Here is a 22,311-nt window from a genome sequence, read left to right on the forward strand (position 1 = left end):
TTCCACTGCCCGCTGAACGTCGGCGGCGACGATTATGGGCGCAGGCAAAACGGGAGCGGCGCCGCTCCGGGACCCGACGGCATCGATGGGGCGGCCGCCGAAGTTGGCGGCGACGGGGGCGCGGCGGGAACGTCGGGCGTATCGGCCGATGCGTCCGGAGCGCGATCGGCCGTCCACATCGGCGGGGGAGCGGTGGAACACGCGCGGGCTTTCCACATTTCCACAAAGTTTCGCAGGCCGTTGGCGTCCGCGCGGCCGATGCGGCACAGTGGCTGCAACACCGGTGCGGACCAACGAGATTCCACGGACAAGGAGGACATATGTCCACAACAGCAGACCCGGGCGCCGACGGCGCGACGCTCGCACTCGACTCGCAGGGGTTCCTCGAGGAGCTCGTCGAACTGCGCACATTGTTCGACGACCACATCGTCAACGCCGAACGCATCGTCGTCGACGAGAAGGACACGCCGCAGGGGCGTATGCTGAGCACGATCATGCCTCCGGCTCCCGAACGCCTGCTGGAGCTCGGCGAGGATCTCTTCGGCGCGTCCTGCTGGCCCGTCGAACTGTGCTCGGCGGCCGAGATGGGCGACGGCGCCTTCATCGACCACTGCAGGGCCTTCCTGACGCATTGCGAATACGTCGTGCGCCGCCGCGGCCTCGGCTACTGGCTGTACGAGCGCATGGAGCAGGCGCGCATGGCCTTCGCCACGGACCGGCCGGTCGACGAACTGCCGCTGCACATCCGCGCGACCGACGCCAAAGGTCTGGCCAAACGCTTCGGAGGCCGCGACAAGCGCCGCTTCGGCACGAAGAAGCAGCGTTGCGAGGACGGCTTCGAGTACTACCGCATGACGCGTTCGATGGCGTCGCGCAGCGTCATCCGCTGGGGCGCGCCGGGGATGCCCGCGGCGCGCGTCGCCTACACATTGCTCACCGACGGCACGATCGGCGGCGAACTGCTGCTGCAGGACACGACGCCGGAGCACCGGTTCCGCAACGAGGCGCAGCGGCGCGCGCACGAGGACGCGATGGACATCCTGCGCACGATCGAAGGGTTGCGGCTGCAGGCCGACGCCGAATACGAGCAGGCGCTCGCCCGCGGCGACGTGAACGTCGCGATGCCGAACCGCACGAGCGACGACGAGGACATCATATGCACGTCCTACCAGTATTTCGCCTACCACGTCGGCATCGCGCAGGCGCTCGCCCGCGCCCGGGCCGGCGAGGCGTGGCGCGAGGAGGACATCGAACGGTACGTGCAGGCCAAGCCGTGCGTCTCCGCGCTCGAGCAGCGCATCGACCGGCGGTTCCTGTACGACGCGCAGCGGCTGCGGCGGGCCGTCGAGGAGTTGTGGGAGGACAGGCCCGCGCTCGTCGAAGCGCTTTTCGCGTCGGCGCAGGCGCGCGAGGAGGAGATGCGCAAACCGCTGTGGCGCAACATGCTCTACCTCAACGACGTCGCCGGGTCGCTGCTCGGCGCGATGATGCGCAACCAGCTGATGGGCGCGCTCGCGACGCATGACGAGGAGCTGCTGCGGACCTCGCTCAGGAGCCTCGACTCGATCTGCGCGATGATGCGCGACATCGGCACGCTCGCGATGCCGATGCTGCTCATCGACGAGCATGAAATCGACTACGAGCGGCTGCACGACGCGTCGCGCCAGGAGCAGACGCAGATGCTGCGCCGCTACTGCTCGATTCGCGACGCCGCCGTGGCCATATGGCTCGCACGCATGCCGTGGAAGGACGATCCGACGCTGCGCGAGGCCACGCTCGAACTGTTCGGACCGTCGACGCTCGCCTTCTCGCGCGCCGTGCTGCCGCGGCTCGAACGGGAGCTCGAACTGCCCGGAACGATCGGCGAGGCCTGCTGAACCCGACGGTCCCGGACACCCCGACCGGCCGCGACACTCCGTGCGAAGACCCGACACGCGTTCATGCGCGGCCTTCGCGCGGAGTGTCGCCGTGAGGGGTCTCCTGCGGTACGTCGGCCTTCCATATAATCGACTGTTATGGCTGAAGGATTCGACAGGAACGACAAGAACGACATGGCGTTGTTCGATCGCGTGCCGCCGCACGACGACGACGCCGAGATGGCGACGCTCGGCGGCATGCTGATGGCGAAGGACGCGATCGGCGAGGTGACGCAGACGCTCGAGGAGGCCGACTTCTACCAGCCGAAGCACCAGACGATCTACAAGGCGATCATCGACCTGTTCTCCGCCGGCGACCCGGCCGACGTCGTGACCGTCGCGAACCGCCTCGACGACGCCGGCGACCTCGAGAAGGTGGGCGGCGTCGACTACCTGCACGACCTCATCGGCTCGGTGCCGACGGCCGCGAACGCCGTGTACTACGCGACGATCGTGCACCAGCGCGCGATCCTGCGCAACGTCATCGCCGCGGGCACGAAGATCACGCAGCTCGGCTACAACGCCGAAGGCTCGCAGGCGCAGGAGGTCGTCAACCTCGCCCAGGCCGAGATCTACGAGATGAGCATGGGCAAGGTGCATCAGGACTACGCGCCGATCTCCAGCGCCGTCGAGGCGACGCTCAAGCAGATCGACCGCATCCAGAAAGGCGAGATCGAATCCGGCATCCTCACCGGCTTCCGCGACATCGACTCGGTGACGAAGGGCCTGCAGCCGGGCCAGATGGTCGTCGTCGCGGGACGCCCCGCGATGGGCAAGTCGACGCTCGGCGTCGACTTCGCGCGCGCCGCCGCGCTTCACCAGCATCTGACGACCGTCATCTTCAGTCTCGAGATGAGCCAGATCGAACTGTCCCAGCGCATCATCTCCGCCGAGACGAACATCCCGCTCTCGGCGATGCGCAACGCCGAGGACATCGACCCGGGCCGCTGGAACGTGCTCAACAACTTCTTCATCAAACTCAAGGACGCGCCGCTGTTCATCGATGATTCGCCGAACATGAGCCTGATGGAGATCCGCGCGAAATGCCGCCAGCTCAAGCAGAGCGACGACCTCAAACTCGTCGTCATCGACTACCTGCAGCTGATGAGCTCCGGCAAGCAGGTCGAAAGCCGCCAGCAGGAGGTCTCCGAGTTCTCCCGCGCGCTCAAGCTGCTCGCGAAGGAGCTCGAAGTGCCGGTCGTCGCGCTCTCGCAGCTCAACCGAGGCCCAGAGATGCGCAACGACAAGAAGCCGCAGCTGTCCGACCTGCGCGAATCCGGCTCGATCGAGCAGGACGCCGACGTCGTCTTCCTCGTGCACCGCCCCGACGCCTACGACAAGGAGGACCGTCCCGGCGAGGCCGACATCATCATGGCGAAGCACCGCAACGGACCGACGGCGACCTTCAACCTCGCGTTCCGCGGACAGTATTCTAAGTTCCAGGACATGCCCCAGGACTATCAGCAGGGAGTCTGACATGACGACAACGTCAACAGGCGCGGCGCCGAACACGCCGCCACGCAAACCATGGTGCGCTTTCGCGACGCCGCTGCTCGGCAAGACGGTGCGCTGGGCGTCGCGCGTCACCCGTCACGGCGGCAGCGCGTTCCCCGGCAAGGTCGTCGAACGCGTCGACCCGACGTTCCTGCGCCGCACGCTCGCGCAGCTGCCGCTCGGCGTCGTCCTCGTCTCCGGCACGAACGGCAAGACGACGACGACCCGCATGGTCGCGATGATGCTCGAATCATTGGGACTGCGCGTCTTCACGAACCCGACCGGCTCCAACTTCACGCGCGGCGTCGTCTCCGCGCTGCTCAACGAGGTCACGATGGGCGGCCGCATCGACGCCGACATCGCCGTCCTCGAACTCGACGAGGCCTACGCCGTGCAATTCGTCGCGCAGGTCAGGCCGCAGTATGCGCTGCTGCTCAACGTCATGCGCGACCAGCTCGACCGCTTCGGCGAGATCGACAACACGGCGCGGCTGCTCGCGCGCGTGGCCGAGGCGACGACGCGCGCCGTCGTCCTCAACCGCGAGGACCCGCGCATCGCCGCGCTCGCCGGCCTCGCGCCGGCCGACGCGCGCGCGTCGTACTTCGGCCTGTCGCGCGCGCTGCGCCGCTACTTCCCGACCGACGACGACATGGCGACGACGGTCGCTCTCGCCGCCGCCGACGCGCCGGGGGAGCCGACCGCGGCCGCCGCGCACGTCACGCCCGCCGACGTCATGCTCACGGCGGTCGGCGACCACCGCGCGCAGATGGTCATCGACGGCCAGGAATACGAGTCGGAGGTCAAGCTCGAAGGCGTCTACAACCTCTACAACGCGGCGGCCGCGCTCGCCGTCGTGCGCGCCGTCCAGCAGGACCTGTGCGGCCCCGACATGATTGCAAAGGCCGCGTCGACGCTGCCGCGGTCGCGCCGCGACGGATTCGTCATGCGCGCGCAGCGCTTCGCCGGCGCGCACACGGCGCAGCTGCTCGACGCGCTCGCGCAGGTCACGCCCGCCTTCGGCCGCGGCGAAATCATCGACGTGCACGGCTCGCCGACGGAACTGCTGCTCGTCAAGAACCCGATGGGATTCCGCCTTGCGCTCGCTTCGTTCCCGCCGGACGATGCCGACACGATGATCTGCATCAACGACGAATACGCGGACGGCCGCGACATGAGCTGGCTGTGGGACGTCGACTTCACGAGCCTCAAGGCCGGCGGCGTCGACACCGTCTCCGGCGTGCGCGCCTGGGACATGGCGCTGCGCCTCGCCTACGACGACGTCGAGGTCGGCGGCGTCGAGACCGATCTCGAACAGGCCGTCATGGCCTTCACGGCGCGCAACCCCGGGCGCCGCAAGCACATCTACTGCACGTACACGGCGATGCTCGCCGTGCGCGCGTATCTGTCGAAGATCGCCGACGTCGCCGACGCCGGCGTGGGCAAGTGAAGGAGCGACGCATGGCCAGACCGATCGACATCGTCTCGCTGTATCCGAAGGACATGAACATCTACGGCGATTCCGGCAACGTCCTGACGATCGAACGCCGTCTCGCGCTCTACGGCTACGAGCCGCGCGTACACGCCGTCAACCAGCGCGACCCATGGCCCGACCACGCCGACCTCATCCTCGGCGGCGGCGGCCAGGACACCTGCCAGAAGAAGATCATCGACGACCTCTACGCGCGCGCCGACACGTTGCGCGCGCTCGCCGACGACGGCGTGCCGATGCTGATGATCTGCGGCCTGTACCAGCTGTTCGGCGACTACTTCGAGACGGTCGACGGCGCGCGGCTCGAAGGCATCTCGATCATCGGCGCGCATACCGTCGGCCGCGACGTGCGCATGATCGGCAACCTCGTCGAGCACAGCGACGACTTCGGCGACGTCATCGGCTACGAGAACCATTCGGGGCAGACCTTCCTCAGCGACGGCGTACGCCCGTTCGGCACCGTCGCCCACGACGGCATGGGCAACAACGGCGAGGACCACACCGAAGGCGCGCGCGTGCACAACGTCATCGGCACCTACATGCACGGTTCGCTGCTGCCGAAGAACCCGGCAATCAGCGATTTCCTGATCCGCGCGGCCGTCGAACGCCGCTACGGCGGTTTCCGCCCGGAGTCCGCGCCGGCGCAGCGCGAGGAGCTCTCGCGCATCGACCGCATCGCGCAACGGGCGCGCGAGGTCGCGCGACTACGCCCACGCTGAACGCGGCCGACGCGGCGGAACGTGTAGAGTTGGCACTGACCGATACTTACTCCAACAGGGTATGAGCTGGGAGGCATCATGACCGATTCGAACAACAACATCCCGGACTTCGGCGAAGGCCTGCGCAAGATCTTCCTCGCGGGCGTCGGCGCGATCGCCACGACCGCCGAAAAGGGCCAGGAGCTCGTCAACCGTCTCGTCGAACGCGGCGAACTGACCGTCGAGCAGGGCAAGCAGCTCAACAGCGAACTCGCGCGCAAGGCCGGCGACAAGAAGGACTCGCTCAAGGAGAAGGCCGCGCAGGCGTCGCAGACGGTGCAGGACGCCGCCGCCGGGCTGCGCAGCCAGGCCTCGAAGGCCGTCGACGACCTGACCGACAAGGACGACGACACGGCCGCCGCCGACGACTCGGATAAGTGAGTCCCCGGAACGCCAATCCCCGGCGCGCCGATGCGCGCCATGACTCAATGCGCCGCCTGAGGCGCCAAACCGAAGGCGGTGCATCGGCATGCCCGTGAACCAGCATCCAGACCAGCATGGCGCCATGCCGCCGGACGGCGCGGTGCCGCCCGACGAGTTGCGCCGCTTCGCGAGGCAGGAGCGCCATGAACTGCGCGACGAGGCCCATGAGGCGCGCCATGAGGAGCGCGAGCAGGCGCGCGCCGCTCGCGAACGGCGCCATAAGGCGCGCGTGGACACGTCGAAAATCGTCGACCTCGACGCGAAGCTGCAGGACCAGGAGGCGCACGCCGACGGCCCAGCGGCGCATCAGCCGCAGCAGGAACGTCTCCTCGACGCCGAGGAGACGCAGGAGGCCGCGCGCATCATCGAACTGCGCGACGAACTGCCGAAGGCATCGAAGGACCCCGAGACGATCGGACTGTTCGGCGCGCACCGCCGCTCCTTCGCCGACCAGTACCATCTGACGCGCCGCAGCAAACTCAAACGACTTCGCCAGATCGGCAAGATCGCGATGCAGTTCGACGCGCTCAAGGGACTGACGCCGGTCAAGATGCGCCTGATGTTCGAGGCGCTCGGACCGACCTTCGTCAAGGTCGGCCAGATCCTGTCGATGCGTTCCGAGATCCTGCCGCAGTCGTTCTGCGACGAACTGTCCAAGCTGCGCGCCGACGCCGACCCGATGCCGTATTCGATCGTGCTCGAAACGCTTGAATCCGAATACCGCCGCCCGCTCGGCGAGGTGTTCCGCACGATCGACCCGACGCCGCTCGGTTCGGCGTCGCTCGCGCAGGTGCACCGCGCGACGCTGCTCAGCGGCGAGGACGTCGCCGTCAAGGTGCAGCGCCCCGGCGTGCGCGTGACGATGGCCGAGGACGTCTCGATCATGCGTTCGCTCGCGCGCGGCGCGACGAAGATCATGCACAACGCGCAGGTCGTCGACTTCCAGGGCGTCGTCGAGGAACTGTGGGACACCTTCGACGAGGAGACGAACTTCCTCAACGAGGCGCGCAACCTGAGCGCCTTCAAACGCTTCTGCGACGACTTCGCGTACATGGACTGCCCGACGCCGTACGTCGAACTGTGCACCGAGCATGTGCTCGTCATGGAATACGTCGACGGCATCCCGATCTCGCACACGCGCGAGCTGATCGACGACGGCTATTCGCTCAAGGAGATCGGCACGAAGCTCGTCGACAACTACGCGTGCCAGATCCTCGACGCCGGCTTCTTCCACGCCGACCCCCACCCGGGCAACATCGAGATCCGCGGCGGCCAGATCGTGCTGCTCGACCTCGGCATGACCGGACGGCTCAACGCGTCGACGCGCGCCGCGCTCAAGCAGATGCTCTTCGCCGTCGCCAAGCAGGATTCGGCGCAGCTCGCCGACGCGCTGCTGCGCTTCGCCGGCACCGAGTCCGACCACGCCGACTATCCGTCGCTGCTCGCCGACCTCGACGGCATCATCGAGGAATTCGGCACCGTGAACCTGCAGGACCTCGACCTTGCGCAGTTCCTCACGTCGCTCACGCAGATGGCGCGGCGCCACGGCATCGAGATCCCCAGCTCGATCACGACGGTCGGCCGCGCGCTCGTGACGCTCGAAGGGCTGCTCGACAAGTTCATCCCCCACGTCAACATGATCGAGATCATCTCCGAGCACATCGAACACTCGAAGACGAAGACGCAGGCCGCCAAGGACGAGGTCAGGAAACTCGCGCTCGAAGGCCATGAGGCGCTGCACGGCGCGCTCAGGTCGATGAGCGAGGCGAACGTCGCGCTCCACATGCTCACGCGCGGCGAACTGCGGACGAACTTCGAGCTCGTCGGCTCCGAGGAGCCGTTGCGGCAGCTGTCGGACATGGTCAACAGGCTCACAATGGCGCTCATCGTCGTCGGACTGTTCATCGGATCGTCGATCGTCTACTACGCAGGCATGAAGCCGATCATATTCGGCATACCGCTCGTCGGCTTCGTCGGATACGTGGCCGCGTTCGTGCTGTCGTGCTGGATCGTCATCGACATCTATCTCAAAGGGCGCGAGCGGCGGCGCCGGAAACGCAAGTAGGATATCGGCGGCGTCAGTTCGCTGACAGCGCGTGGCGGCGCCGCAGCGTGCACTAGGCTCGAAGGAAGGAACCAAGGAGGAACCATGGCAAAGACGTTGAGGAACATCGTCATCGGCGCGGCGCTCACCGCGGGCGCCGCGGTGTGGGCGACGGCGCCGCGCAGCTTCGGCAACCGCAGGAAGAACTACGTGTCGTCGCTGCCGGAGGTCATGTACGCGCATCGGGGCCTGCACGACGCCGGCTCGGGGCTCAGCCAGCAGTACGCGGGCGAGAGCGGAGAATACGTGGCGCTCGCGCGGCGCATGGCGATGCAGGCCGGCTACGGCACGCCGAGCGAAGTCGGCCCGATCGCGCCGGAGAACTCGCTCGCGGCCTTCGCGGCCGCCGCCGAGGCCGGATACGGCATCGAACTCGACGTGCAGCTCACGCTCGACAACAAGGTCGTCGTCGCGCACGACCCCGATCTGTTGCGCGTCGCCGGCGACCCGCGCAGGATCGCCGACCTGACCTATGACGAGCTGATGCGGATCGCGCTGTTCCCGACGGCGGCGCCGGGCGCCGAGACGTCGCCGCTGCTGCCGGGCGCGACGGCCGAGGACCCGACGCTCGTCAGGACGCCGGACGAGGCGCCGACGGGGTACTACCAGCATGTGCCGCTGCTCGCCGACGTGCTGCGAGTCGTGGACGGTCGCGTGCCGATCATCGTCGAGTTCAAGTTCGAGAACGTGCGCGACTGGGGCAGCCGCGACGACGCGTTGATGCAGCAGGCCGCCGATCTGCTCGACGCGTACAAGGGCGTCTACGCCGTGGAGTCGTTCAACCCGGCGGCGATGCACTGGTACAAGGAGAACCATCCGAACACGTCGCGCGGACAGCTCGCCGAGGATGCGCCCTTCGGCGGCACCGACCCGGTCGTGTGGGCCGCGGGCAAGCTCGCGTTCAACTGGATGAGCCGCCCCGACTTCATCGCCTACGATTACCGCAACGGCAGCAGCAAGGCGCTCGCGTTCGCGCGGCGCATGGGCGCGCAGGCGGTCGCTTGGACGGTGCGCAGCGAGCAGGAGCTCAATGCGTGCCTGCCGTACTTCGACCGCTTCATCTTCGAAGCCTTCGTCCCGGGCGAGACCCCGGCGAGCGCGCTGCAGCTGTAAGCCGCGGTGCGTGTGCTGATATGCGGCGGTGCATGACCGGGGGCGGTCATCGCCGCCGTTTTCAGATTGTGCAGAGGCCGCAAGGAATCGGCGATCGACTTGCACCTGCGGGGACATGGCGACGCGCCGGATGTGAATCCGGCGAAAGCATGTACAATGGTATCCGCGTCGGGCCGTGCATAGCCCCGGGCTCCATTTTTTGCCGCTGCGAGCGGCCTTTGCGCCGACATGGCGCTTTCGCGGTCCGGCGCATTTTCTTCTATCCCGATATTTTCTCCGACTTGGCGGCTGCATGCCCCGGTCAGTGCACCGGCTGCAGCTTCTGGGCTGTCGGCGCCAGATGCAGATCGATGTACTGCGTGTACGGATGCGTGTTCACCTGATCGACGTGGGTGCGGTACCAGTCGTAGGACTCGCACAGGCCTTTGTCCAACGGCGTGACGTCGGGCATGATCTCCTGCTGGGCGTGCACGTCGAGGCTGTATTCGTAATCGTGGAACGGGAAGAAGTTGCGCGGCTCCACATCGTCGACGCTCGCATAGGTCGGCGTCTTGCCGACGGCGGCGTAGCACAAGTCGACCCATTCGCGCACGGTGACGCTGTCCGGATTGCCGACGTTGAACACATGCTGCGCGGGCTGCTCGTCGATGATCCGCTCGAGGAAACGGCACAGGTCGCGCACATGGAAGAACTGCAACCGCATATGGCCGTCGTGCGGCAGATAGAACCGGCGGTCCTCGCGCGCGCAGTCGAAGACGAAGGCCTCGCGGTACAGGTTGTTCATCGGCCCGTACAGGTACGGCGGCCGGACGATGTAAGCGCCGTCCACGCATTGCAGCAGCGCGCGTTCCGCCTCGATCTTGCCGGTGCCGTAATCGCCCCAGAACATGTTGCGGCCGAGCCGCACGCCCTCGGCGAAGGGTTGCAGATTCGTCTCGGGGTAGACGGCGCTCGAACTGATCATGATCGTCGAGCCGACACGCGCATGTTCGAGCGCGTGCGCAAGGTCGAGCACGTCGCGGGCGTCGTAGGCGGTCACGTCGATGACGGCGTCGAAGCGTTCCCCGTTGAGCAGATGCCCCAGGTCATGGCGGTCAGCGACGAGCGTGCGCACACCGGCGACAGGCGGGTGCGAGCCGCGGTTGAGCACGGTGACGTCGTCACCCAGCTCCACGAAATACCTGGCGATGAAACGGCTTACGAAAATCGTCCCACCCGTGACGAGGATGCTGCGTGTCATGCCCCGACCCCTCTCTTCATGTTGTAGTCGCCCTGTGAGCGCCGCGTCCCACCCCCCGCGGGGGCACACCGCCCACCAGTGTAGCGGCCGGCGGCATGCGGGACGGCGGCGTATCCACCTGCTGAGACGGGCATGGGAGCATCTGCGATGACGCGGCGTGCATACTCTGTGAGCATAATATGGGGGGAGGGGTGCGGATGGACGGTGTGACGCGGTCTTTCGGCAGGGACCGGGGGTTATGCTGGGGGTATGGAATTGCATGTACTGAATCATCCGCTCGTCGAGCACAAGCTCACCGTGCTGCGCGACAAGAACACCCCTTCCTCGACGTTCCGCGAGCTCGTCTCCGAGCTCGTCTCGCTCGAGGCGTACGAAGCCACGCGCAACCTCGCCGTCGTGGACAAGCCGATCGAGACGCCGGTCGCGCCGATGGTCGGCAAGGCGATCGCCAAGCCGAGGCCGATCATCGTGCCTGTGCTGCGCGCAGGACTCGGCATGCTCGACGGCATGACGCGCATGATGCCGTCCGCCGAAGTCGGCTTCCTCGGCATGAAGCGCGACGAGGAGCATCCGACGCAGCAGATCACCTACGCGAACCGGCTGCCCGACGATCTTTCGGGCCGCCAGTGCTTCCTCATCGACCCGATGCTCGCGACCGGCGGCACGCTCGTCGCCGCGACGCACTACCTCGCCGAGAAGGGCGCGAAGGACGTGACGGCGATCTGCATCATCGCGGCTCCGGAAGGCATCAAGTTCGTCGAGGACAACATCGATCCGAGCATCGATTTCCGCGTCGTCGTCTGCGGTGTGGATGAAGGCCTCAACGACCGCAGCTACATCGTGCCGGGACTCGGCGACGCGGGCGACCGCCTCTACGGCGTCGTCGACTGATCAGGCCGGATAACGGATTCATACGGACGGGCGCTCCCAGGTCGGGGCGTCCGTCCGTTTGCGTCTATCGGCGCTTGCGGCTGTTGCGCGGGTCGGCCGCGAGCGGGGTGGGTTCGTCGAGGTGGTTGACGGGTCGGTCCGGAGCGTCCCGGTTCGTCGGTGGGGTCGACGGAACGGGCCGCAAATGGGCTAGTTCGCGGGTGGGTTCGTCGAGGTGGTTGACGGGTCGGTCCGGAGCGTCCCGGTTCATCGGCGGGGCCGACGGGTCGGGCCGCAAACGGGCTAGTTCGCGGGTGGGGTTATCGATGGGCCCGACGGGTTGGGACGAAGTGTGCGCGGCACCATTGAATGGCGCGGCACGGCTTTGGTCAACATGGGATAGTCAAAAGTCAATCTGAGATATTCGGTATGCCGATTTTGTGCGGTTTTGTCGTTTTAAGCTGAGGTCATCAGCAAGATTCCTCGGAATCTTCCGACAAAGCAGTCAGAAAAGGTCACTGAAATGAACATTTTCATTGTCTCGGACGACACGGCGCTTCCTCTTGACCGCCAGCAGCTCGCATGCAGGATCCGTAATGCGGTTGCCGAAACCGACGACGTCCCCGCCATCGGCTGTGAGCTCATTGGGCATGATGAGTTCTCCACCCTGTCATTGGCTGACGGCGATATCGTGATCGTCTACGGCATGTGCGCGCAAGACGACGATTGCCTGCACGGCATCGCCGATCGCTGCGAGAAACTGGGTGTGCGCCTCGCTCTCGCCACGAAACTCCCGGTGTTCAGGACCGATGTCCCGGATGCGGCTTATCCCACTGCCGTCGACATGGCGGTGCGCGACGTGGCGCGTGAACGTCGTTTGCACGTATTGGATCTATTCGCCTACGCCATGTCCTGGTACATGCGCGAATACGAAAGCGAGCGTGCCCAGCTGCTCGAACCGGTCGAGGGCGGCCGCCGTCTCTCGGGCGCCGCCGCGACCATGGTCACATCGTTCGTCGCGCGGTGGGTCGTGCGTCGCTACTTCAGCCGCGGCCACATAACGGACCGCCTATACGGAGCGTCCATGTACCCGGAGATGTGGAGCGAGGAGACCAATGACGAAGACATGAACCATGCGCATGACATCGGCATGAACGCGGTGCGCATCGGCGAGTTCTTCTGGAGCAAGCTGGAGCCCGAGGAGGGGCATTATGACATGGCCTATCTTGAAGGCCTGCTCGACCGGTACCGCGCGCGCGGCCTGAAGGTCGTGCTCGGCGTCCCCACCCCGACCCCGCCGCGTTGGTTCACGCTTGCATACCCGCAATCATGCGTCGTCGACGCCGATGGGCGCGTGATGCGGCATGGCTCCCGCCAGCATGTATGCACGAACAATCCCGACTACCGCCGCAAGGCGTATCAACTCACACGGCGCATCGGCGAGGTCGCGTCGCGGTACCCGAACGTCGTGGCGATCCAGCTCGACAACGAGTTCAAGTGCCATGTGGACATGTGCTTCTGTGAGACCTGCCGTCGGTTGTGGCCGCAATGGCTGCAATCGAAGTACGGCGACATCGAGACGCTCAATGCGGCCTGGGGCACCGGCATATGGAGTGAACGGTATGATTCCTTCGCCGATGTGGTGATGCCCGAGGCGACTCCGTTCGCGCACAACTCATCGCTTGACTACGCGTTCCGCACCTTCACGGCCGACACCCTCACCCAGTTCGCATCCGGCCTGGCGCAGATCCTTGTGGAGGCCACGTCCATTCCGTTGACGCACAATACGTCCACGAACTTCAACCTGCGCAACTACGATCTGTTCGACCAGCTCGACATCGTGGGTTTCGACACCTACCCCAATTCGCTGACGCCGTGGATGTTCCCCATGAACCTGGGTCTGTGGCGCAATCTGATCCCCAACGATGATGTGCTGCTGCTCGAGACCTGCTCCTCGCATGTCGGGTATACCGGCAACTACATGCTGCCGCATCCGACCGGTTTCCTCGAAACCGAGGTGTTCCTCGGGTATGCTTCCGGACTCAGGTCGTTCCTGTATTGGCTGTACCGCGGCCAGAAGCATGGTGTGGAGCAGCCGCATGGGGCGGTGGTGACGGCCGCCGGCACCCCCGACATCGGCTACGACGATGTGCTGGCGTCGCAGCGGCTGCTGAGCCGCCAGTCGCCGTTCCTCGAAGAGACGGAGGTGGTCCGTTCAAGCGTGGCCATGGTGTATTCCGACGAGGCACGCCGCGCATACAACGTGGAGTCGGGCGGCATCTACAACTTCAAGACGATGGTCACCGACTACTATCACGCGCTTTCCTCGCGTGGAGTCGATCCGGAGCTGATTCCGGAAAACGCCGACTTCACCCGATACCGGTGCGTGCTCATGCCGTTCGTCCGGTGTGTGGATGCACGGTTGTTGGCCAAGTGCCGCCAATACGTGGAGCAGGGCGGCAAGCTGGTCCTCGGGCCCATGACCGGCGACCGGACGGCCGATATGGCTTGGAACACCGCCGATGGCAATGGTCTGGGCGAACTCGGTGAGTGGATGGGCGTGAGTGACGTCGTGCAGTATCTGTCGGCGGATCCGCGCACCGAGGCGGTCGTCTCGGTCGGTAAGGCGCACGATGCGCTCGGTGGTCTCGTCACTATGTTCCGCGCGGAACGCCCGTTGGATTACATGACCGTCACGAGCGACGTCGCAGCCGGCCGCACGGCCGTCGCGCGCCGCGACGGGGCCGTGTACATCGGAGGCATCCCGGCGCAGGCGGACGGCAGCGCGTTCTGGGATGCGCTTGTCGCACACGACATCGCCCCGTTCGACGACGATCGTGCGTTTGTGCGCGCGGGCGGGGCCGTGCTGAAGTTCCGCCGCGACAACGAGCGGTACGCCGACTTCCACATCGCCAACATGGGAGGCGCGCCCGCCTCCATCGATGTCGCCAAGCCCGCGACCGACCTCGACGGCATGCCGGTCGCCCCGGGCACGTTTGAACTCGCCCCGTTCGCGTGCGCGCTGCTGCGATTCGCCAAATAGACCGTGCGCGGGCGCCCGGCATTGGCCACGGGGCGCCCACGCATCCCAAACCATATGAAGAACAGAAGATACATTCAAAGGAGAATCTCATGTCTGCATCATTGGCCGAATACGACTTCGCGGAGGAAAACGCGGAGAGTCTGGCCGAAAAGCTCAACGGCGGAAAGGTGATGCCCTTCGGCATCAAGGACAAGATCGGGTATGCGCTCGGCGACTTCGGCACCACCATGATGATGGGCGTGCTCGCCTCGTTCCAGTCCATCTTCTATACGAACGTGCTCGGCATCGAACCGGCGCTCGTCGGCGTCATCCTCACCTTCACCACGATCGTCGGCGCCTTCACCGACGTGACCGCCGGACGGCTCGTCGACAAGTCCAAGCTTGGCAGGAAGGGCCGCTTCCACCCCTGGGTCCATGTGATGAAGTGGCCTCTGGCGATCACGATCCTCATGTGCATGTGCCCGTTCGTCGCCGGCATCCCGATGGGCGGCCGCGTGGCTTATCTGTTCGTGGCGGCGTTCTGCTACGCGGCGATGCTCTCCGCCTACAACATGCCGTATGGTTCGATGGCCGCGACGTTGAGCGCGGACCCGGACGACCGCACCACGTTGTCCGTGTTCCGTAACATCGGTTCCGCATTCGGCGCCGGTGGCGTCGGTTTCGTGCTGCCGCTCATCGTGTATACGACCGATGCCCAAGGCAACAAGGTGCTGCAGGGCAATACGCTCTTCATTTGCACGATCGTCTGCTGCGTCATCGCGATGGTCCTCATGGAACTCATGTACCGTCTGACGACCGAGCGCGTCATCGTGGACAAGCAGGACGATGTGCCGGTCAAGGAGCTGCTCCATTCGCTGTTCCACAACCGCGCGCTGCTCACGTTCCTGCTGGCCGAGGTCGTCATCGTCTGCGCGACGAGCATCATCAGCTTCATGACCTCGTACATGTACACCTCGGTGTTCAACAACACGCAGGCCCTGTCCGTCGCGCTGCTGTTCAACTACGCGACCACATTGCTGCTCGCCCCGGTCGCGCGCAAGGCCACGAAGCGCTTCGGCAAAAAGGAGTCCGTCTCCACGATGCTGCTGTGCGCGGCGGCGATCTATCTGGTCATCTACTTCCTGCACCTGAGCAACCCCTGGGTCTACCTGCTGCTCACGTTCCTCGCCACACTGTGCTTCTCCGCGTTCAATGTGATGGTGTGGGCGTTCATGGGCGACGTCGTGGATTACCACCAGTACATCAGCGGCCAGCGTGAGGACGGCACCGTCTTCTCCGTGAACATGTTCGGCCGCAAGGTCGCGCAGTCGCTCATGGGCATCGTCACCGGCACGCTGCTCGCCGCGGTCGGGTACAAAGCCACCACGTCCGGCAACACGATACAGTCCCAGCGGGTGCTCGATGGCCTGTATATGTCGGCCACGCTGCTGCCGGGCATCCTGCTTGCGATCGGCGCCCTGATCCTCATCTTCCTCTATCCGTTGGGCAAGAAGAAGACCGATGAGATCAGCGAAACGCTCAAGGAGGTCAACAAGGTCACGGTGTCCTGACGGCGCCGCCCCCAGACACGGCCGGTGCGTCCCAGACGGCGCATCGGCCATGCCGGTATCAGGACCGATCGTGCGGTTGATGGCTCCATTCGATGTATGCGCTCGTCGTCATGCCGAACTCCTGCTGGAAACAACGCAGGAAATGGGTGTATGACTTGAACCCGCACTGACGGTAGATGCGCTTCGGCGACCCGATCTGGGCAAGCAGCCGTTTGCTGCGCTGCAGACGCCGCCGTTGTACGAACCGACCGATGGTGAGGCCGAGCTCCTTCTTGAACGTGCGCGAAAGGTGGTATTTGTTCGTGGCGCAGCTGTCTGCGATGACGTCCAGACTCAGCTCCTCCGCAAGATGCTCGTCGATGTACCGCAACGCCGCGGCCACGGCCGGCGCATAACAGGATTCGGGCTCCGGCAGCGTGATCGCCGCGCCTTGGTCGGCAAGCACGAGTTCGTTGAGGCGGATCATCGCCGCCACAAAGTGCTCGTTGTAGCGCAGATCATCACCGAAACACGTCGATGGAGGCCTCAACAGGGGCTGCATGAGTTCGCGCAGCTGGGACGGATTCATGGTGAGCACACGGTTGATGGGCGTACCGGACGGCGTATGGAAGCAGGATTCGAGATCGGTGAGGGTGGTGGACAGCGACCGCAGGAACGCGGCGTTAACATGGAGATACACACGTTCGTAGCGTTCGCTTGTCTGGCGGATGACGTTGTGCACCACCCCGGGATTGATCATGAACACGGAGCCCGGTTCGCTGCGGACCGGTTCGCCGTCGATCTGGAACTCCCCGGTTCCCTCGAGGATGCAGTTGATCTCGTAATGGTCATGGGTGTGGAGCCGCAGCCCATCCTCCACATGCACAAAGGAATGGAACACCTCGAAACGGTCCGAGGCCATCGTACTGACGAACACGGGAGGTCTGGGATCGGTGAGCCCGCTGTGACGCTCTGGCATGATACACAGCGTAACACGCGCATGGCGGCGCCCATGCCGGGCATTTACCATGGAAGACAGGAACGGACAGGGAGACGGCGATGAAGCTGATGCAGCGCATACTGGCGGTGATCGCGGCCTGCGCGCTCGTATGCGGGGTGGCCGGCTGCGGTGCGGCGCCTTCGGAAGCGGCGTCGAAGCAACTCACGATCGCATGGTGGGGTTCGCAAGGCCGCAACGAGAAACAACAGCAGGTGAACGAATTGTTCATCCAACGGCATCCGGGGATGCGGATCGACGGCCAGTTTTCGCAGTACGGGGACTATTGGCAGAAACTGGCGACCGGCGCCGCCGGGCGGCAGATGCCCGACATCGTGGCGATGGACCTGCCGTACATGAACCAGTACATCGACAATGGACTCATCGTCGACCTGACGCCGTATATCGATGATGGCACGCTCGACGTGAGCCAGGTCAGCGACGCGGTGCTCGCCACGGGCGCGGCGAACGGCGGCATCTACGCCATGAGCTCCGGCGTGAACGCGCCGGCGGTCATCTACGACAAGACCCTGTTGGATTCGCTCGGCATCACGATCGACCCCGATTGGACGCTCGACGATTTCATGCGTATCAGCAGGCAGGTGTATGCGCGCACCGGCACGAGGACGAATGCGGGCTACTACCGTGACACGAACGTACTCGAATACCTGTTGCGCGCCCGGCACGAGCGGCTGTACTCCGAAGACGGGATCAACGTGGACGATCCGGCGGCGGTGGAACCGTATTTCGCGATGTTCCAAAACGGCATCGAGGAGGGCTGGCACCTTGAGCCCACCGTGTTCTCCGAAATCAACCTGAGCGTCATGAACCAGGATCCGCTTGTCTCCTACACCGACAACGCACACCGCTCGTGGTGCGCGTTCGGATGGTCCAATTCGTTGAGCGGCATGCAGTCGCTCATGGCGAATGGGGACGATCTGGCGCTCGCGCCATGGCCATCCGACGATGTGGAGGCCTCGAACTACATCCACCCGGCCCAGTTCTTCGCCATTACGCGCGATTGCGAGCATCCGGAGCTGGCGGCCCAGTGGATCGACTTCTACGTCAACGACCGACAGGCCAACGAGATCATGGGTATGGACCGTGGGATGCCCATCAACGGCACCATGGTGGATGCGGTCTGGGACCGGCTCTCCGCCGACGACCGGGAGTCGATCGTGTATGTGCGCGAGATGGTCGAGCCTGCAAGTTCGACCATCAACCCGCCGTCGCCCGCAAAGGCGGTCAAAGTGAACGCGGCGGTCATGCCAGGCATCCAGGAGCAGTTGTTGTACCGGCGCATCGACGCGCGGCAGGCGGCGCGCATGTTCGTGGAACAGGCACGCGATGCGATGCGGCAGTGAGCACGGGCGCAGAAAGGCGGAGGCGATGAGACGAGTGGAACCACAAGGGCTTGGGGAAGCGGCCATCGGGTCGGAGAGCGGCCGGTCCACGCTCGGGCGGCGGTGCAGGGATCTGCTGGAACGCGAATCGACGGCGGGCGTGGTATGCGCATTGCCGTTCATCATCGGATTCGTTGTGTTCCTGCTCATCCCCATGGCGCTCTCGCTGTACTATTCGTTCACCGACTACAGCATCGTCGCGCCGCCGGTGTGGGTGGGCCTGCGCAATTACGTGGTGATGTTCACGGCCGACCCGTTGTTCTGGCAGTCGCTTGGTGTGACCGTCATGTTCGCGTGCGTCTCGGTGCCGCTGCGGCTGGCGTTCGCGCTCGTGGTCGCCATGCTGCTCAACCGTCCGACGCCGCTGACGGGCTTTTTCCGCGTGGCGTTCTACATGCCTTCGATCCTTGGGGGTTCCGTGGCCGTGGCGGTGCTGTGGCGCCGCATGTTCGCGCAGGACGGCGTCATCAACGCCGTATTGGGCATGTTCGGAATCGAAACACATTTCTCGTGGTTGGGCTCGCCGTCGACGGCGATATGGACGCTCATCGCGCTTTCGGTCTGGCAGTTCGGATCGGCGATGCTCGTGTTCCTGGCGGCGCTTAAACAGATCCCCACGCAGCTCTATGAGGCGTCGAGCGTGGACGGGGCGGGCCCATGGCGCCAGTTCGTTTCGATCACACTGCCGATGCTTACGCCCACGATCTTCTTCAATCTGGTCATGCAGGTCATCAGCGGGTTCCTCGCGTTCACCCAGTGCTACATCGTCACGCAGGGCAAACCGCTCAACAGCACCTTGTTCACGATGGTCTACATGTACAACACGGCCTTCACGTACTACCAGGCCGGATACGCCTCGGCCATGGCATGGGTCATGCTGCTTGTGATCGGCGCGATGACCGGGCTGCTGTTCGCGACCAAGCGGTTCTGGGTGTATGAAGGCAACGAATGAGTGGAGGCCACGATGGCAAGGCGACGTTCCATGATGCAGCGTGAATTGCTCGAGCCCATACGCAGGCCGAGCGGCAGAGTGGCGCGACTGGCGTATTATGCGCTGATGCTCGCGGCTTCATTCCTGATGCTGTACCCGATCATCTGGATGGTGTTCAGCTCGTTCAAACCTACGAACACGGTGTTCTCCACCGCGGGAGAGCTTGTGCCGCGGCAGTGGACGCTGGCGAACTATGCCAACGGGTTCAGGGGGTTCTCGGGTGTGCCTTTCTGGCGGTTCCTGCTGAACTCGTTGTTCATCTCCGTCGTGGCGACGGTCGGCACCGTGCTGTCTAGCGCGATTGTGGCCTATGCGCTGAGCCGGCTGCGGTTCCGTCTGCGCAAGCTGTTGTTCGTGCTGGTGCTCGGCACGATGATGCTCCCCGCCCAGGTGCTTCTGGTGCCGCAGTATCTGTGGTATCAGAAGCTCGGATGGACGAACTCGTATCTTCCGCTCATCGTGCCGTACTGGTTCGCGATCCAGGGGTTCTTCGTCTATCTGTTCATGAGTTTCATGAACGACATCCCCCGTTCGCTCGATGAGGCGGCCAAACTCGACGGTTGCTCGTACTACGGTATTTTCTTCCGGGTGATCATGCCCTTGCTCAAACCGGCCATCGTGACCGCCACGATCTTCTCGTTCATGTGGCGTTGGGACGACTTCCTTTCGGCGCTGATGTACGTCTCCGACACGGAGTGGTATCCGGCGTCGCTTGCGCTCAAGCTGTTCACCGATCCTGGGACGACATCCGATTACGGCGCGATGATCGCGATGTGCTGCGTCTCGCTCATACCGTCGATCCTCATCTTCGCCGTATTCCAGAAACAACTTGTGCAGGGGACCAGCTCGAGCGGGCTCAAGGGCTGACCTCATGTCATCAGTCGGGGACGGCCGGTGACCTTTGCGGGTGGGTTCGCCGATGAAGTCGACGGATCGGGACGCAGATGGACCGGTTCGCGGGTCGGATCGTCGACCACCTCGACGAGCCCACCCGCAAGGGGGGCGCAGGACGGGCTACTCGAGACGGCCGCGGCGCCACAGATGGGCTCCGGTGCGCAGGTCGGCGGCTGTCGTGTGCAGGTTCGCGGCCGTGTGCAGCAGTTGCGCGGCCTTCGTGTGCGCGGCGCGGATGTCCTCTGTCGTGCCGACGGCGGGGGAGCCCACATCGGCCATCGCCCTCGCGTGCGCGTTGAGCCGCTTCGCCTGCACGCGCAGGCCGGCGACGACGACTTCGACGAAGGTCGCGGCGCGGTCGAGCGCGACGGCGAAGTCGCCGCGGAACGCGCCGGCGAGGATCGAGTCGGCGGTGCGCGCGATGTCCTCCTCGGTCGGCGCGGCGTCCACACCGGCGATCGCCGACGCCGACGTGACGATCGGCTCGCCGAGACGCCACAGCCGCGCGATCGAATCACGATGCCTGCGCATCCATGTGCGCAGCAGATACAGCCGCCACAGCACACCGGGCAGCGAATCAGGCTCCGCGTGGCTCCACAGTTCGGCGATGACGTCAACGCCTTCATGGTCGACGAGCGTGAGCACACGGTCGACGACCTGCGGATCGTCGGTCTTGTGCACATGGCTGAGCAGCGCCCACGCCGTCGCGTGGCTGACGGCGCTCAGCTGTTCGGGGTCGGCGCCGCCGGCGATGTTCTCGGCAAGCGCCTGATCGAGCTGCCCGGGACGTGGGGGGCGAGGGGAGCCGGTGTGCGTGAAGGCGGAGCGGCTCGCGATGATTGAACCGGAGCCGCTGCGTTGCGCGTTAGTAGACAATCGGGGCCACTTTCTGGATGTCGATGATGCGCAGGCCGTCGTCGGTCGGTACGAGGAAGAGGGCGAGCGCGCTGCCGGTGGGCATGTACGGGGTCTTCGCGATGAGTTTCTTCGTCAGCGATTTGTTGGCGCACATCGGCCGCAGATGCTCGAACATGCCGCCGATGACCGGCCGATGCATGCAGATCGCCGTCGCCTGGCCGCCGTGCACCGTCCGCTCGAGCTGCGCGAGGAACGCCTTCCATGCGCCGTCCGCGTCGCGCGCGAACGCGTCCTCGGTGAGTTCGGGGATGAACTCGACCGGCATGCCCGTCTGCCACGACAGCATCTGCATCGTCTGCTGGCAGCGCATCCACGGCGACGACGTGAGCCGTGCCGGCGCGTAGCAGGCGAGCTCGCGGTCGAGCGCGTACGCGGCGGCCGCACCGAGCGGCGTGATCGGCCGGGCCGCGTCGGTGCCCTTCCACTGTTTGCGCGCCTCGGCCTTCGCATGGCGCACGAGCAGCACGGCGCGCGCGGCGTCGGCGTGCTCCTCGAGCCGGTCGGCGAACAACGCGAGCATGTCCTTGTCGGTGGAGTGCGTCAGCGTCTTGCGCGCCTCGGGGACGGTCAGCCAGACGACGTCGTTGATCTCGCCGACGTCCGCGCGGTGCACGGGGCCGAAGGCGGGCGCCATCTGATGCGCGAGCGGACGGTCGATGACGGCGGCCATCCAGTACAGCACATGCTTGCGCTGTCCGCTGTCCGAGCCGTTGCGCTTGTTGCGCGACTTGAGACCCTCCGCGGAGAGCGGATACTCGACTTCGCCCAGATACGGTCCGAGTGTCACGGACTGCCCGGTCTCTTCGCCGATCTCGCGCACCGCCGCATGCCGGTGCGATTCGTTGTTCTCGAGCTTGCCCTTCGGCCAGCTCCAGTCGTCGTATTTCGGACGGTGCACGAGGCAGACCTCAATCGGTCCGTCCGGGGCGTCGCCGCGGCGACGGTAGAGGATGCCGCCGGCCGCCTCGACCACATGCTTGCATTTGCTACTCATGGGACCCATTGTAGGAGGGGTGTCCGTTTTCACGGTGTGCGTGATGGGCGGCCGTGCGGGCGCATACGGCGGGGCCGGCGCACGTGCACGACGTGCGCCGGCCCCGCCCGCGGCCATGGATGGCGTGACCGCGTA

The 22,311-nt window shown here is 65.3% G+C and carries 17 protein-coding genes; 13 read left to right on the forward strand and 4 right to left on the reverse strand.

The features are described 5' to 3' along the window. The first annotated feature begins 320 nt into the window (after nt 1-320). From D2E22_RS03530 to D2E22_RS03560, 7 genes are all read left to right on the forward strand, one after another. Nucleotides 321-1,877, forward strand: coding sequence for a hypothetical protein (locus tag D2E22_RS03530; protein WP_126031738.1), 1,557 nt, complete (start codon nt 321-323; stop codon nt 1,875-1,877). A 138-nt stretch (nt 1,878-2,015) separates the two neighbouring features. Continuing rightward, nucleotides 2,016-3,392 carry a replicative DNA helicase gene (gene dnaB / locus D2E22_RS03535; protein WP_126031739.1) on the forward strand — a complete coding sequence of 459 codons (1,377 nt, stop codon included), beginning with the start codon at nt 2,016-2,018 and terminating at the stop codon, nt 3,390-3,392. 1 nt (nt 3,393) lies between these two features. Then, the gene (locus D2E22_RS03540; protein ID WP_126031740.1) at nt 3,394-4,857 is read left to right on the forward strand and encodes a Mur ligase family protein; all 1,464 of its coding nucleotides are present in this window, start codon (nt 3,394-3,396) and stop codon (nt 4,855-4,857) included. An 11-nt stretch (nt 4,858-4,868) separates the two neighbouring features. Then, nucleotides 4,869-5,618: a type 1 glutamine amidotransferase gene (locus D2E22_RS03545; protein ID WP_126031741.1), complete on the forward strand. Its 750-nt coding sequence runs from the start codon at nt 4,869-4,871 to the stop codon at nt 5,616-5,618. Nucleotides 5,619-5,696: 78 nt separating this feature from the next. Continuing rightward, nucleotides 5,697-6,038, forward strand: coding sequence for a phasin family protein (locus D2E22_RS03550; RefSeq protein ID WP_126031742.1), 342 nt, complete (start codon nt 5,697-5,699; stop codon nt 6,036-6,038). A 124-nt stretch (nt 6,039-6,162) separates the two neighbouring features. Beyond that, nucleotides 6,163-8,145 (forward strand): AarF/UbiB family protein, encoded by a 1,983-nt coding sequence (locus D2E22_RS03555; protein WP_126031858.1) that lies wholly within the window; start codon nt 6,163-6,165, stop codon nt 8,143-8,145. 84 nt (nt 8,146-8,229) lie between these two features. Next, nucleotides 8,230-9,297: a glycerophosphodiester phosphodiesterase family protein gene (locus D2E22_RS03560; RefSeq protein WP_126031743.1), complete on the forward strand. Its 1,068-nt coding sequence runs from the start codon at nt 8,230-8,232 to the stop codon at nt 9,295-9,297. A 301-nt stretch (nt 9,298-9,598) separates the two neighbouring features. On the opposite strand, the gene D2E22_RS03565 is transcribed toward D2E22_RS03560, so the two are convergent. Then, nucleotides 9,599-10,537: an NAD-dependent epimerase/dehydratase family protein gene (locus D2E22_RS03565; protein WP_126031744.1), complete on the reverse strand. Its 939-nt coding sequence runs from the start codon at nt 10,535-10,537 to the stop codon at nt 9,599-9,601. Between the two features lie 249 nt (nt 10,538-10,786). On the opposite strand from D2E22_RS03565, the gene upp reads away from it, so the two are divergent. From upp to D2E22_RS03580, 3 genes are all read left to right on the forward strand, one after another. Next, a complete protein-coding gene (gene upp, locus D2E22_RS03570; RefSeq protein WP_126031745.1) occupies nt 10,787-11,428 on the forward strand; it encodes a uracil phosphoribosyltransferase in 642 nt (213 codons plus the stop codon). 502 nt (nt 11,429-11,930) lie between these two features. Further along, entirely contained in the window at nt 11,931-14,450 is a 2,520-nt protein-coding gene (locus D2E22_RS03575) for a beta-galactosidase (protein ID WP_126031746.1), read from the forward strand. A gap of 89 nt (nt 14,451-14,539) precedes the next feature. Then, nucleotides 14,540-16,000 (forward strand): MFS transporter, encoded by a 1,461-nt coding sequence (locus D2E22_RS03580; RefSeq protein ID WP_126031747.1) that lies wholly within the window; start codon nt 14,540-14,542, stop codon nt 15,998-16,000. Between the two features lie 58 nt (nt 16,001-16,058). On the opposite strand, the gene D2E22_RS03585 is transcribed toward D2E22_RS03580, so the two are convergent. Next, entirely contained in the window at nt 16,059-16,958 is a 900-nt protein-coding gene (locus D2E22_RS03585; RefSeq protein ID WP_164518400.1) for an AraC family transcriptional regulator, read from the reverse strand. 80 nt (nt 16,959-17,038) lie between these two features. Between D2E22_RS03585 and D2E22_RS03590 the strand changes: the two genes are divergently transcribed. Genes D2E22_RS03590 through D2E22_RS03600 form a run of 3 tightly spaced genes read left to right on the forward strand, consistent with a single transcriptional unit; the run spans nt 17,039 to nt 20,237 of the window. Next, nucleotides 17,039-18,340, forward strand: a complete 1,302-nt coding sequence (locus tag D2E22_RS03590; protein WP_126031749.1) for an ABC transporter substrate-binding protein — start codon at nt 17,039-17,041, stop codon at nt 18,338-18,340. 25 nt (nt 18,341-18,365) lie between these two features. Further along, on the forward strand, nt 18,366-19,331 hold the full coding sequence (locus D2E22_RS03595) for a carbohydrate ABC transporter permease (RefSeq protein WP_126031750.1): 966 nt from the start codon (nt 18,366-18,368) through the stop codon (nt 19,329-19,331). Between the two features lie 30 nt (nt 19,332-19,361). Then, nucleotides 19,362-20,237: a carbohydrate ABC transporter permease gene (locus tag D2E22_RS03600; RefSeq protein WP_241218160.1), complete on the forward strand. Its 876-nt coding sequence runs from the start codon at nt 19,362-19,364 to the stop codon at nt 20,235-20,237. 147 nt (nt 20,238-20,384) lie between these two features. Here D2E22_RS03600 and D2E22_RS03605 read toward each other — a convergent pair whose 3' ends face one another. Continuing rightward, nucleotides 20,385-21,140, reverse strand: a complete 756-nt coding sequence (locus tag D2E22_RS03605) for a hypothetical protein (RefSeq protein WP_126031751.1) — start codon at nt 21,138-21,140, stop codon at nt 20,385-20,387. After that, nucleotides 21,130-22,176 (reverse strand): NUDIX hydrolase, encoded by a 1,047-nt coding sequence (locus tag D2E22_RS03610; protein WP_126031752.1) that lies wholly within the window; start codon nt 22,174-22,176, stop codon nt 21,130-21,132. The genes D2E22_RS03605 and D2E22_RS03610 overlap by 11 nt, the downstream gene beginning before the upstream one ends. Nucleotides 22,177-22,311: the final 135 nt, after the last annotated feature.

Origin of the sequence: Bifidobacterium castoris (assembly GCF_003952025.1) — a bacterium.
Lineage (GTDB): Bacteria > Actinomycetota > Actinomycetes > Actinomycetales > Bifidobacteriaceae > Bifidobacterium > Bifidobacterium castoris.